This window comes from Microbacterium aoyamense, from assembly GCF_023155855.1.
GTDB classification, from domain to species: Bacteria; Actinomycetota; Actinomycetes; order Actinomycetales; family Microbacteriaceae; genus Microbacterium; species Microbacterium aoyamense.
Window position 1 is genome coordinate 51,829 of sequence record NZ_JAKNUT010000002.1, and the last position, 13,544, is coordinate 65,372.

Sequence of the window (13,544 nt, forward strand, 5' to 3'; positions counted from 1 at the left end):
CCGCAGTCCCGGGCGTCCGGGGCGCAGCGCGCGTCCGTTCTGTGTGGACTGGATGCGTGCATCAGACCCTCGATCCGACCGAGCCACGCCTGCTCGACGACGAGTCGGAGATTCCACCGCTTCCCGACGCGTGGGAGCCACCGCCGCGACCTCCGCTTCCTCTCGTCGCCTCCATGGTGCCGATCATCGGCGCGGTCGCGCTGTGGCTCGTCACGGGATCCGTGCTCTCCCTCCTGCTCGCGGCGCTGGGTCCTCTCATCGCGGTCGCGAGCATCGTGGACGGGCGCAGGGCCGCGTCACGTGAGCGCACGCGGGCCGCGAAGGTGGCTGCGGCAGCCCGGGTGCGCGCAAGCGCCGTCGTCGACGCCCGGCACGAGGGGGAGCGACGTCGGCGATGGTCCTTGCATCCTGACGCGGCATCGTTCCTCGTCGGCGACGGAGGCGTCTGGCGCAGTGTGCCCGGCCGCGGCGACGCGCTGGTCGTGGGGGCCGGCGACGCCGCGAGCGGTCTGCGGATCGCGGGCGGGGCAGGAGATCCGGATGCTGCGACCCTGCGCGCTCGCGCCGCGCGACTGAGCGGTGCACCGGTCGTGATCCCGCTTCGCGCGGGGGTCGCGATCCGCGGCGGGACGGCAGTCGCGGCTGCCGTGCAGCGCGCTCTCGTGCTGCAGATGTGCCTCTCCCTGCCCCCGGGTGAGCTGCGTCTGGTCGGAGCGCTCCCCGCGGGGTGCGAATGGGCCGAAGCCCTGCCGCACCGCGCGGCGACGACGGGCATCGCCCTCGCGATGGGGCTCGCCCCCTCGGCGGACGTGGTCATCGCACGCGTCGACGCCGACGCGCCGACTCCGCCCGAGTGCGCCGCGATCCTCACGGTGCACAGCCCCGCCCGCGCGGCTCTGGACAGCGGGGGCTCGGTCGTGCCGCTGGCGGTCGAGGGCATCGGCCTCGATCAGGCGATCGAAGCCGCCGCCGCGCTCTCGGCTCTCGCGGAGCGCACGTTCGGAGCCGCTGGTGCTCTCGATGAGCCGGTCGCCTTCGCGGAGTCGATCGCGGGCGCCCCGATCGCACGTCCGGGCTCCCTCGTTGCGGCCATCGGCCGCGGTGGTGGCGTGGCATCCCTCGTCGACCTCGTCGTCGACGGCCCGCACGCCGTGGTCGCGGGCGTGACGGGGTCGGGCAAGAGCGAGCTGCTCATCACGTGGGTCCTGGCTCTCGCGGCGACGCACTCCACGCACGAGGTGAGCTTCCTGCTCGCCGACTTCAAGGGCGGCACGGCCTTCGACGGACTGCGCGGGCTCCCGCACGTGACGGGCGTCATCACCGACCTGGACGGGTCCGGTGCCCGGCGCGCGATCGAGAGTCTGCGCGCCGAAGTGCGGTGGCGCGAGTCCGAACTCGCCCGGTTCGGCGCGCGCGACATCCTGGACCCGCGCGTCGCGATGCCGCGGCTCGTCATCGTCGTCGACGAGTTCGCGGCACTGCTCGGCGACCACCCCGAGCTGCACGCCGTCTTCGGCGATGTCGCCGCGCGCGGGCGCGCGCTGGGCATGCATCTGGTGCTCGGCACGCAGCGCATCGCGGGCGTCGTGCGCGACAGTCTGCTCGCGAACTGTCCGCTGCGCGTGAGCCTGCGGGTCACGGATTCCGCGGACAGCCGAGCCGTGATCGGGACGGACGATGCCGCGCGGCTTCCCGGCACCGTCGAGGGCCGTGGGCTCGCGTACGTGCGGCGCGGGTCGGACGCCGTGCCGCAGCGGGTGCGGATCGCCCTCTCCACAGCCGATGACGTCGTCGCCGTCATGAGCCGCGACGTCGGGCCGGCCCCGCGACGACCGTGGCTGCCAGACCTGCCCGTGCGGATCGCGTTGCATGAGCTCGGGCCGAGTGCCGGGCCGAGCGAACTCCTCCTCGGTCTCGCGGACGAGCCCGATCGGCAGCGTCAGCGGTCCATCGGGGTGCATGTCTCCGATCGTGGGCTCCTCGTCGTCGGCGGGGCGGGCGCGGGCCGGTCGACGGTGCTCCGCACTCTGGGCGGTCAGGCGAGGTCGGTCGTCCGCGTCCCTGCGTCGGGGGAGGGTGCGTGGGATGCCGTGGCCGCGCTGGTCGAGGAGTCCCCGGCGCCCGGAACCGTCGTCCTGATCGACGATCTGGATGCGCTGCCCTCGCGGCTGACTCCCGATCATGCACAGGCGCTCGTCGAACGCCTGGAGCGAATCCTCCGGGGAGCGGGCGACGCCGGCATCCTGATCGTCGCGTCCGCACAGCGGCTTTCGGGGCCCGCCGCACGACTGGGCGAACTGCTGCCCAAGCGACTCGTGCTGGCCACCCCATCCCGCGCGGAACACCTCGCCGCGGGTGGAGACCCTCTGCACTACGCGCCCGACGCGCCGCCGGGTCGCGGTCGATTCGGCGGTCTCGCCGTGCAGACCGCCTGGACCGACACACCAGAGCGCGAAGAGGCGGACCGCGACTCCGTGTGGGTGCCTTCGGCGCCGCTCACCGGGCTCGTGACGCGTCGAGCGTCGAGTGCGCGCGCGGTTCTCGCCGCCTGGGCGGAGCGCGGCATCCGGTCGCTGACTCTCGCGCAGTATGTCGACGACCCGTCCGTGACCGCCGACGGCCCCGTCGTGCTCGCCGGAGACCCCGACGAGTGGCAGGCGAACTGGCGTCTCCTGGCGTCCGTGCGAGCGGACCACGATCTCGTGATCGACACGAGCTGCGCCGCCGAGTACCGCGTGCTGAGCGCATCGCGCGAGCTGCCGCCCTATGCCGAGCACGGCCGTGGTCGCGCGTGGCTGCTCAGCGCAGGCGGTGATGCTGTCCGGATCGTCCTCTCGTGACGACACGTCCGGGCGGTCCGTCGCGCGCGTCGCCCTTGACCCGCTCCGGGGCCTGACCCTACGTTCAGGGCATGGCAACCATCAACCTTGACCGACCCGAAGGCAAGGGACTCGCCGCCGGCACGCTCGGACTGTGGGGGTCGACCGTCATCGGCCTCGCATCGACGGCGCCGGTGTACTCGCTCGTCGCGACACTCGGCTTCGTCGTGCTCGCAGTCGGCGCGCAGGCACCCATCGCCTTCGTCATCGCGTTCGTGCCGATGCTCTTCATCGCCTTCGCCTATCGAGAGCTGAACAACGACGTGCCCGACTGCGGCACGACCTTCACGTGGGGCACGAAGGCGTTCGGTCCGTGGGTCGGCTGGCTCGGCGGATGGGGCGTCGCCGTCGCGGGCATGGTCGTGCTCGCCAACCTCGCGCAGATCGCCGGCATCTACTTCTGGTCGCTGTTCGGCGACGGCTCGCTCGCCGAGAACTACTTCCTCGTGACGGCGACGGGCGTCGTCTTCATCGCCGCGATGACCTATGTGAGCTGGCGCGGCGTCGAGATCGGCGAGAAGATCCAGAACATCCTGCTCGGATTCCAGTACCTCGCGCTGGCCATCTTCGTCGTCGCGGCCCTCTGGCACTTCTTCGCGGGGACCGCACCCGACCCGACGCCGTTCGACTGGGCGTGGTTCAACCCCTTCGGCTTCACGGACTGGTCCGGCTTCACCGAGGCCATCCTGCTCGCACTGTTCATCTACTGGGGGTGGGACACCTGCCTGGCTCTGAACGAGGAGACGAAGGACCCCAAGCGCATCCCGGGGCGTGCGGCGCTGCTGACGACGGTCATCCTCCTCGTCACCTACGTCGGCGTCACGATCGCGGCCATGATGTACGCGGGCCTGGGCGAGACCGGCACGGGTCTGGGCAACGAGGCCAACGCCGACGACTTCTTCCTCGCGATCAAAGACGGCCTGCTCGGCCCCGCAGGGTGGCTGCTCGTCGTCGCCGTCATGATCTCGGCGATCTCGTCCACCCAGACGACGATCCTTCCGACAGCGCGCGGCACGCTCGCGATGGCTGCCTACCGAGCCCTGCCGAAGCGCTTCTCCACGGTCCACCCGAAGTACAAGACGCCCTCGTTCTCGACGCTCGTGATGGGCATCGTCGCGATCGTCTACTACGTCGGCATGTCGCTCATCAGCGACAACATCCTGCAGGATTCGATCCTCTCGCTCGGTCTCGCGATCGCGTTCTACTACGCCATCACCGGGTACGCGTGCGTCTGGTACTTCCGCAAGGAGCCCTTCACGTCGGCGCGGAACTTCTTCTACCGCTTCCTTTTCCCGCTCCTCGGCGCCGGGATGCTCACGTATGCGTTCATCCAGTCGGCGATCGACATGTACGACGTCGACTACGGCTACACGGTTCTCCTCGGCATCGGAGGCACGTTCGTGCTCGGCATCGGCGCGCTCGCCTTCGGTGTGCTGCTCATGTTCCTGTGGTTCGCGTTCCCGGCATCCAAGCCGTTCTTCCGCGGCGAGAGCCTCAACCGCGACACGCCCGTGCTGGTGCCCGAAGACCCCGCCGAGTACTCGCGCTCGGTCGACGGCGGCCTGGCGTAGCGTTTCGCGAACAGCGGGTCGGAGCGAACCCACGCGCTCCGAGCGTTCCGTCAGACCAGGATGCCGTCGAGCGAACCGAGGGCGAGCCCGTGGGCGGTCGCGACGCCCGCGTTGACGACCGCACCGCCGTGCGTGTTGAGGCCTGCCGCGAGTGCCGGGTCGGCGCGCAGCGCCGTCTGCCACCCATGGCGTGCGATCTGGCGGATGTAGGGCAGGGTCGCATTCGTGAGCGCCGAGGTCGACGTGTTCGGCACGGCCCCGGGCATGTTGGCGACGCAGTAGAAGATGCTGCCGTGCACCGGGAAAGTCGGTTCGGCGTGAGTCGTCGGGTGCGTGTCTTCGAAGCATCCACCCTGGTCCACCGCGATGTCGACGAGCACGGAACCGGGCCGCATGCGTGCCACCATGTCGTTCGTCACGAGCTTCGGTGCTTTCGCACCGGGGATCAGCACGGAGCCGATGACGAGATCGGAGCCCGTCACGGCGCGGTCGAGATCGAGGGGGTTGGATGCCGCGGTCTTGACGCGCCCCTGGAAGTGGTCGTCGAGGTAGCGCAGGCGCTGCACGTTCGTGTCGAAGATCGTCACGTCGGCGCCGAGCCCGACGGCGATGACCGCCGCGTTCGCGCCCGCGACGCCGCCGCCGATCACCGTCACCTGAGCGGGACGGGTGCCGGGCACACCCGACATGAGCAGACCGAGCCCGCCTGCCGAGCGCATGAGGGTCGCGGCGCCCACCGTCGGCGCGAGGCGGCCGGCGACCTCGCTCATGGGCGCGAGGAGCGGGAGTCCGCCGCCCGCGAGCTGGACGGTCTCGTAGGCGATCGCCGTCACGCGGTCGGCGACGAGGCGATCCGTGAGCGGACGATCGGCGGCGAGGTGGAGGTAGGTGAACAGCACGAGGTCGTCGCGGAAGTAGCCGTACTCGCTCGCGATCGGCTCCTTGACCTTCAGCAGCAGCTCGGCGCGCGCCCACACGTCGGCCGCGTCGTCGAGCATCGTGGCGCCGGCGGACTCGTACTCGGCATCCGGCATCGACGAGCCGATGCCCGCACCCCGCTGCACGAACACCTCGTGACCGGCGGCGACGAGATCGTGCACGCCCGCGGGCGTGAGCGCGACGCGGTACTCGTTGTTCTTGACCTCGGTGGGGACGCTGATCCTCATCGTGTCATCCTTTCCGCTCCGCCTTTGGAGCGCATCGGCTCCTCGTGGGAGCGCCTCTAGAACGCGGGACGGATCGTCCCGACGGGTTCGCCGCCGCCGAGCACCGACAGCGGAAGTCTCGACATCGCGTCGGCGACGTCGGATGAGGCGAGGGCGCCTGTGCGCTCCAGCAGACGCAGCGCGACGGCGGTCGCCGCGCGTCCCGACCCGTCGAGCATCTTGAGCGCGACGGTCGTTCCGTCAGGCGCGACCATGATCATGACGCCTTCGGCGCCGCCCTTGGCGAAGACCCCGAGGCGCTCGATCACGATCGTGTCGGGCCGTCCCGGGCCGTCGATCGCCCACGGGTTCTCGCGCACGGCCTGCACGAGCAGACCGGCCGTGCGGTGCAGCGCGAACGGCGACGAGGTCGACGACGAGCCGATCCGCTGGATCGCGCGCGCGAGGCCGAAGAGGGTCATCGCGTAGACCGGTGCGCCGCAGCCGTCGATGGCCGTCGCGGCGATCTTCTCACCGGTGAGTCGCTCGATGACCTCGCGGATGTGCATCTGGAGCGGATGTTCCGGATCGAGGTAGGTCGCGGCATCCCACCCGTTCGCGACCGTCGCGGCGAGCATCGCGGCGTGCTTGCCCGAGCAGTTCATGCGCACGCGCTCGGGCGAGCCGAGTTCGCGGACGACCTCGTCCCGCGTCGCCTGATCGCTCGGCCACGCGGGGGGACACCCCAGGTCGTCTTCTGCCAGGCCCGCGCCGTGCAGGATGTCGCGGACGACCGTCGCGTGCCGGTCGGTGCCCGAGTGGCTCGCGGTCGACAGAGCGAGCTGCTCGCCCGCGAGCGTCACGCCGGCGGTCGCGCACGCGAGCGCCTGGAGGGGCTTGAGGCTCGAGCGCGGAAGGACGAGCGACGAGGGGTCGCCCAGCTGAGCGGCGACCGAGCCGTCAGGCGCCAGCACGATCGCGATGCCCGCGTGCCGAGACTCCACGAAGCCGCTGCGTTCGACGACGGCGAGCTCGACGGCACCCGTCGTGGCGAAGGTCTGCGGCACGGAGCCAGCCTACCGCCGGGCCGGGCTCCGACCCTCATGACAGACTGTTGCGCATGTTCGGTGAGCATCGATACTCCGTCCGGACCGAATGGACCGGCGACCGCGGCACCGGGACATCGGGCTATCGCGACTACGACCGCGCGGTCACGATCGAGATCGACGGCAAGCCCGCTCTGCTCGCGTCATCCGACAAGCCCTTCCGCGGCGATCCCTCGCGCTGGAATCCCGAAGACCTCCTGCTCGCCGCCCTCAGCGAGTGCCACCTGCTGTCGTATCTGCACGCGTGCGTGACGGCCGGTGTCGTGGTCGTGGGCTACACCGACCAGGCGTCCGGAGTCATGCGCGAGGACGGCAGAGGGGGCGGTGCGTTCCAGGAGGTCGTCCTGCGGCCGCAGGTCGTCGTCGCCGACGAGTCGATGGTGGATGCCGCGACCGCCGCGCACGCGCAGGCCCACGCATGGTGCTTCATCGCGAACTCGGTGAACTTCCCCGTGCGGCACGAGCCGACGATCGCTGTCGCCTGAAATCAGTGCCGACGGTCCTCGTCGGAAACCGTAGGAGTTCCGCCCGCACCAGCCCACTGCGACGCGATGGGCCGGCAATTCTCCTCCGATCTGCCACACAGACGTCCGTCGCAGGGACTCGGTCCATCGCGGCGTGCTCCTGAACCGTCGCGTGCGATCGTTCCGAGCCCCGCGGGTCCGCTGTGCGGCCATGCGCCGCGGCATGTCCTTCATCTCAGGAACGTTCCGGGCGCCGATCGCCAGATCCTGGAACAGGGCCGATGCCCGGACGTGGCGCTCGAGCGAGCGAGCCGGCGAACGGGGTCAGACGCGCTCGTGGGGGAGCACCTGCTTGATGCGCTCGATGGTGCCCTGCGCGGGGACCTCGTTGTAGGCGCCGGCGAGCTCCTGGCCCGAGAGGGCGTGGATCGCGGCCATGATCTCGTCCGTTGCGAGACGGCGGGCCTTGCCGGATGCTGCGGCGCCGTGGTCCGAGAGGTCGAGCGGCTCGCCGAACTTGACCGTGATGCGGTGCTTGAGCGACGGCATCGACGCGCCGACGGGCATCACGAGGTCCGTGCCGATGAGCCCGACCGGCACGACAGGTGCTCCGGTCTGCAGTGCGAGGAACGCGACACCGGTGCGGCCCTTGTACAGGCGACCGTCGGTGGAGCGTGTGCCTTCGGGATACAGGGCGACGGTACGGCCCTCGTCGAGGAGTCGCTTCTGCTGATCGAGGGCGTCGAGCGCCGCTTGACCCGCGCCGCGGTCGACCGCGATCGCGCCGATCGACGTGAAGAACCATCGCGAGAAGGGCTTTTCGAAGTAGCTCGACTTGGCGAGGAAGTGCACGGGTCGCGGCGCCGCCACAGGGATCGCGATCGAGTCGATGAACGACAGGTGATTGCTCGCGAAGATGACCGGCCCGGTCTTAGGCACGTTCGCCTTGCCCTCGACGTGCGGACGATAGATCAGCCGGGCGAGCGGCGTGATCAGGGAGCGGCCGAGAGCATAGGTGGCGCCCATCTTCCGCGCGGGCTCGGGGGCCGACGCGACCGCTTCGGGATCGGGCGCAGAAGTCACCCGTCGAGGCTACTCCCGATCTCATTCCGATATCGGCATGGCCGATTCCCAGCAGGGACAGAGGATTCATGGGGGAGGATGGGGGTTCATCCCCGATTCCTTCGTGAGGTTCCTCCGTGCGCATTCGTCCGCTCGCCGCTCTGACTCTGGCCGCCGTGGCGGCCGTTCTCCTCGCCGGTTGCACTTCGGCATCGCCTTCGTCCACGCCCACGGCGACCGCGGGCTCGGACCTCTGCGCGTCCGCCGTGGCCGCTGGCGACGTCGTCGAGGGGATCACCGTCTCGGGCGAAGTGGGGGAGTCCGCCACCGCGGAGTTCACCGCCCCGCTCGAGGTGTCGACTCTGGAGCGCACGGTGGCGATCGAAGGTGACGGCGCCCAGATCGCAGACGGCGACTACGTCTCGTACGCACTCGCGGTCTTCGACGCGACGACGGGTGAAGAGCTGCAGTCCGGCGGCTTCGGCGATGCGCCGCTGCCCGCGATGCCGATCGGCGTCGGCACCGGCCCCGATCAGTTCTTCGGCTGCGCGACGGCCGGCTCCCGCATCGTCCTGGCGGTGCCCGCGAGCTCTTCCGGCGGTGCTCAGGTCTATGTCATCGACGTCCTCGATGTCACCGCGGCTGACGCCTGGTGCGCCGTGACCGAGCCCGGCGACGACTTCGCCTCGGTCGAATTCTCGGCCGATGGCGTCCCGACTGTGACCATCCCCGACGCGGATGCACCGGAGGGTGTGCAGCTCGAGGTCCTCACGGAGGGTGACGGCGATGTCGTCGAAGAGGGCGACAATGTGACCGTCGACTACGCCGGCGTGAAGTGGAGCGACGGCTCGGTGTTCGATTCGAGCTGGGACCGCGGTGAGCCCGCGACCTTTGCGACGACGGGCGTCGTCACCGGATTCCAGCGCGCGCTCGAGGGCCAGAAGGTCGGCTCGACGGTGCTCGTGTCGATGGCCCCGGCATGCGGCTATGGCGAAGCGGGTTCGAGCGAGCACGAACTCGCCGGTGAGACCCTCGTCTTCGTCGTGAACATCATCTCGACCGAGCCCGCCGCGGGCTGACCCGCATCCCTCCGTCGCGCCGCCCTGGTCAGTCCAGGGCGGCGCGAGGCGTTTCGGTAGGCTGACCGGGTGCGTCGCATCCTGGTCCTCGGCTCCACCGGTTCGATCGGCACGCAGGCGCTCGACGTCATCCGTGCGAATGCCGACAGGTTCGACGTCGTCGGCCTCGCGGCGGGTTCCGATCGGGCGGGGATGGATGCCCAGGCCCGCGCATTCGGCGTCGAGCACACCGCCCTGGGCGCCGTCGAGGCGGAGCAGCTCGTCCGCGACGTCGAGGCCGACGTCGTGCTGAACGGCATCACGGGATCGGTCGGGCTCGGTCCGACGCTCGCGGCCCTCGAGTGCGGGCGCGCGCTCGCGCTGGCGAACAAGGAATCCCTCATCGTCGGCGGCTCGCTCGTGACCGCGCTCGCCGCGCCCGGGCAGATCGTGCCCGTCGACTCGGAGCATTCTGCGATCGCGCAGGCGCTCCGATCCGGAACGCACGCCGAAGTCGGGCGGCTCGTGCTGACGGCCTCGGGCGGACCGTTCCGCGGCCGGTCTCGCGCGTCGCTCGAGGACGTCACGCCGGCCGAAGCGCTCGCGCACCCGACGTGGGACATGGGCCGGGTCGTCACCACGAACTCCGCGACGCTCGTCAACAAGGGCCTCGAGGTGATCGAGGCGCATCTGCTCTTCGACGTCCCCTTCGACGACATCGACGTCGTCGTGCATCCGCAGTCGATCGTGCACTCCATGGTCGAGTTCGTCGACGGCTCGACGATCCTTCAGGCGTCGCCGCCCGACATGCGGCTGCCGATCTCGCTCGGTCTGGACTGGCCGCACCGGGTCGCGGGGGTCGGGATGCCGCTGGATTGGTCGAGCGCGGCATCCTGGACCTTCCAGCCCCTCGACGAGCAGGCCTTTCCCGCTGTCTCCCTCGCGAAGCAGGTCGGACGCGCGGGCAGCACGTACCCCGCCGTCTACAACGCCGCGAACGAGCAGGCCGTCGACGCGTTCCACGACGGCCTGCTCGGGTTCCCCGGCATCGTCGAGACGATCGAGCGCGTCGTCGACGCGCACGAGCCGCCGACCGCTCTCACGCGCGAGTCGCTCGCCGACGCGGAGCGCTGGGCGAGGGATGCCGCTGACCGCGCGATCGCGGCATCCGGTCAGTAGACGGGGCGCAGGGGATCCGACGCGGGGGTCTCGTCGTCGGGGTAGGGCACGGGCCAGTGCGGCTCGGGCACGGGCCAGCCCGCCGCACGCAGCGCGCGGCGAGAGAGCTCGCGCGCGGAGTACGGGGTGCGCACTCCCCGGATGTCGCGGTAGTCCTGGTGGCCCGGACCGGCCCAGAGGATCGCGTCGCCCTCGCCGACGAGCGCGACGGTCTCGATGATCGCGCGTTCGGGCGGTGAGAACTCGTGGATCTCGGCGTCGGGCCGCGCGCGTCGAGCGCCCTCGATGAGGGTCGCGCGGATCGTGTCGGGGTTCTCGTGGCGGGGGTGGTGATCGGTGACGACGAGGATGTCGCTGCCCTCGACTCCCGTGCGGCCCATGTCGTGGCGCTTGGTGGCATCGCGGTCGCCGTCGGCGCCGAAGAGCATGACGACCTTGCCGGGGGTCACTCGGCGCACGGCCGCAAGCGTCTTCTCGAACGCGTCGGGGGAGTGTCCGAAGTCGACGTACACGGCCGGTCCGCGGTCGCCCGACACCCGCTCGGTGCGGCCGGGGAGGTAGGCGTCGATGCGCGCGCCGTCGAGCGCCCGCGCGATCCGCTCCCACGCGTAGCCCGCCTCGAGGATCATGACGATCGCGAGACCCGCATTCGCGGCCATGTGGCGGCCGATCACCGGGACGACGGTCGTGAGCGAACGGCCGTCGGGGCCGGCGAGGTGGAACTCGGTGCCGTCCTGGCGCTCATCGACGATCGTCACGACCCAGTCGGCGGCGGCCGCGGCATCCGGATCCGTCGCGATCTCGGGCGTGCCGACGGTGACGGCCGGGACTTCGCACCGGGCGAGCACTTCGGCGCCCGAGGGGTGATCGACCGCGATGACGGCGCGGCGCGAACGGTCGGGGCGGAACAGGGGGATCTTGGCCTCGAAGTACTCGCGCATGTCGGCGTAGTCGTCGAGGTGGTCGTGCGTGAGGTTCGTGAAACCCGCGACGTCGAAGACGATCCCGTCCACGCGGCGGCGCGAGAGCGCCTGGGCGCTCACCTCGACCCCGACGGCTTCGACGCCGCGCTCGCGCATGAGGGCGAGCAGGGCGTGCATCTCGTACGCCTCGGGAGTCGTCAGGCGCGACACGATGACCTGGCCGGCGATGTGGCGCTCGGCCGTCGACGAGAGGCCCGTCACGACCCCGAGCTGACCGAGGATCCCCTCGAGCAGGTGCGACACGCTCGTCTTGCCGTTGGTGCCCGTCGTGCCGAAGAGCAGCGGCAGGTCGTCGTCCGCGCCCGTGCGGTAGACCCAGGCCGACAGGTCGCCCAGGAGGGCGCGCGGGTCGTCGACGATGAGCACGGGGAGGCCGGTGGATGCCGCGGCATCCGCGCCCGTGGCATCCGTCACGATGGCGACGGCTCCCTTGTCGGCCGCGACCGCTGCGAACTCGGCCCCGTGCCGATTGACGCCCTGCGCCGCGATGAAGGCGTCGCCGGAGCGCAGGTCGGCCGTCGCGAGCGTCAGGCCCGTCAGCTGCACACCGGCGGTGTCGCCGCGGACCTCGGTCGCGAAGCGGTCGGCGAGGTCGGCGAGGTCGTGCACGGGGGGCGCGTCCGGCCGCAGCACGGGCGGGATGTTCGAGGGGGCTGTGTCACTGCTCATGGCCTGACCATCCTCTCACTCCCGACGCGCGGAACCGGGCGAGGGCCGCGGCCCCCGCCCGGTCGGCGTCAGGCGCGGCGGCGGACCACCGCCACGACGAGCGCCGCGATGCCCGCGACGAGTGCGCCGCCCGCGATCCAGCGTGCGACGGGGTCGACGCCGGCGGGGGACGCCTCGGCCTCGGTGGCAGCGGACTCCTCGCCGTGACCGCCGTGTTCCTCGCCCTCGGCGACGGCATCGCCGACGGTCACGAGCGGCGCGGGCGCGTCGAGCGTCTCGGGATCGACGCCGTCGGCGGCGACCTCGGTCCACTCGGTCGCCCCCGTCACGCACTCCTGCACGACGGGGAAGGCGAGAGTGGAGTTGGCCGCCGACGTGTCGATCAGGACGTCCATCGACACGGTCGCCTTGAGCCCCGACTCGATGGGCGCGTCCGCGGTGTACGTGACGCTCGTCGGCACGCCGTCGGCGCCGAGCTCGCGCGATATGGTCCAGCCGCCCTGCACGACGGGTGTCGCGTTGCCGACGCCCTCGGGGATCGTGACCGTGAGTGCCGTCGTCGGCGAATCGTCGCACCCGTGTGAGAACGAGAACGTGAGCGCCTCGGTCGCACCGGCCGACACCTCCTCGGGATTCACGTGGACGTGGGCGGATGCCGCGAGCGGCACGGCGACGGCGAGCAGTGCGCCCGCCGCGATGCCGGTGATGATGATCTTCTTCTTCATGGGTGGGTCCTTCATGTCGTCTTCTTCGAGCGCGCGGACGCGCGCGTCGAGACCGCCCGCGATGCGGGTCGGTCGGTGAGGATGCGGCTCAGGCCGCGGCGACGACGGACGGAGGACCGCGACGAGAGACGACGGATGCCGCGGCCCGCGCCAGCAGCGCGACCGTCTGGCGGCCTGCGCGCAGGGGCGGGGCCGGGAGCGGCGAGCGGACGATGATCGCCGCGAAGCGGAGGAGGCGATGGATGCCGCGGGAGATGGCGCGCAGCATCCATTCGCCGCGCGCGATCACGAGGATCGTCGCGATCGCCGCGAGGAGGTGCGCGGACACCATGACGGGGTCGAGCGTGACGCCGATGGCGCCGCCGGACGGAAGCACCGCGCCGTGCACGTGGCCGCCGCTCGTCGGGTCGAGCCCCGCAGTGAGGGCGAACGTGACGTGCAGCAGCAGTTGGGCGAGCACGACGGTGAGCGAGAGCCGCACGAGCCCGAGCGACCGGCCCGCGAGCAGCACGGCGACCGGCGCCGCCAGAAGGATCACGACGAGCACGAGCCACGGGCTCGGGGCCGCGCCACCGCCGAGCGTGTGCGAGACGGCGGCGGTCCACGCCGCGACGGCGGCGGCCGCCGTTCCGCGCAGGGCGCGCAGCTGTCTCGAAGTCATCCCTCCCAGGCTAGATGCTCTGGGCGAACTCGTAGCTCCACG

11 protein-coding genes are annotated in these 13,544 nt (G+C 71.2%); 5 read left to right on the plus strand and 6 right to left on the minus strand.

The window, feature by feature from the left end:
- The first annotated feature begins 56 nt into the window (after positions 1-56).
- Entirely contained in the window at positions 57-2,840 is a 2,784-nt protein-coding gene (locus MA876_RS07020) for an ATP-binding protein (protein WP_248147280.1), read from the plus strand.
- Between the two features lie 71 nt (positions 2,841-2,911).
- Positions 2,912-4,450: an APC family permease gene (locus MA876_RS07025; RefSeq protein ID WP_248147281.1), complete on the plus strand. Its 1,539-nt coding sequence runs from the start codon at positions 2,912-2,914 to the stop codon at positions 4,448-4,450.
- A 50-nt stretch (positions 4,451-4,500) separates the two neighbouring features.
- On the opposite strand, the gene ald is transcribed toward MA876_RS07025, so the two are convergent.
- Positions 4,501-5,616 (minus strand): alanine dehydrogenase, encoded by a 1,116-nt coding sequence (gene ald, locus MA876_RS07030; RefSeq protein WP_248147282.1) that lies wholly within the window; start codon positions 5,614-5,616, stop codon positions 4,501-4,503.
- 56 nt (positions 5,617-5,672) lie between these two features.
- Entirely contained in the window at positions 5,673-6,662 is a 990-nt protein-coding gene (locus tag MA876_RS07035) for an asparaginase (RefSeq protein WP_248147284.1), read from the minus strand.
- Positions 6,663-6,715: 53 nt separating this feature from the next.
- Between MA876_RS07035 and MA876_RS07040 the strand changes: the two genes are divergently transcribed.
- A complete protein-coding gene (locus tag MA876_RS07040) occupies positions 6,716-7,186 on the plus strand; it encodes an OsmC family protein (protein ID WP_248147286.1) in 471 nt (156 codons plus the stop codon).
- 303 nt (positions 7,187-7,489) lie between these two features.
- Here MA876_RS07040 and MA876_RS07045 read toward each other — a convergent pair whose 3' ends face one another.
- Entirely contained in the window at positions 7,490-8,191 is a 702-nt protein-coding gene (locus tag MA876_RS07045; RefSeq protein WP_248147990.1) for a lysophospholipid acyltransferase family protein, read from the minus strand.
- A 173-nt stretch (positions 8,192-8,364) separates the two neighbouring features.
- On the opposite strand from MA876_RS07045, the gene MA876_RS19290 reads away from it, so the two are divergent.
- Both MA876_RS19290 and MA876_RS07055 read left to right on the plus strand, forming a co-directional pair.
- Positions 8,365-9,306, plus strand: a complete 942-nt coding sequence (locus MA876_RS19290; protein WP_248147288.1) for an FKBP-type peptidyl-prolyl cis-trans isomerase — start codon at positions 8,365-8,367, stop codon at positions 9,304-9,306.
- Between the two features lie 69 nt (positions 9,307-9,375).
- Positions 9,376-10,464 carry a 1-deoxy-D-xylulose-5-phosphate reductoisomerase gene (locus MA876_RS07055; RefSeq protein WP_248147290.1) on the plus strand — a complete coding sequence of 363 codons (1,089 nt, stop codon included), beginning with the start codon at positions 9,376-9,378 and terminating at the stop codon, positions 10,462-10,464.
- Here the strand turns inward: MA876_RS07055 and MA876_RS07060 are convergent.
- From MA876_RS07060 to MA876_RS07070, 3 genes are all read right to left on the minus strand, one after another.
- Positions 10,458-12,116 carry a Mur ligase family protein gene (locus tag MA876_RS07060; RefSeq protein WP_248147291.1) on the minus strand — a complete coding sequence of 553 codons (1,659 nt, stop codon included), beginning with the start codon at positions 12,114-12,116 and terminating at the stop codon, positions 10,458-10,460. The genes MA876_RS07055 and MA876_RS07060 overlap by 7 nt on opposite strands.
- Before the next feature lie 68 nt (positions 12,117-12,184).
- Positions 12,185-12,841, minus strand: a complete 657-nt coding sequence (locus MA876_RS07065; RefSeq protein ID WP_248147292.1) for a YcnI family protein — start codon at positions 12,839-12,841, stop codon at positions 12,185-12,187.
- A gap of 88 nt (positions 12,842-12,929) precedes the next feature.
- Positions 12,930-13,502 carry a hypothetical protein gene (locus MA876_RS07070; RefSeq protein ID WP_248147294.1) on the minus strand — a complete coding sequence of 191 codons (573 nt, stop codon included), beginning with the start codon at positions 13,500-13,502 and terminating at the stop codon, positions 12,930-12,932.
- Between the last annotated feature and the right edge of the window lie 42 nt (positions 13,503-13,544).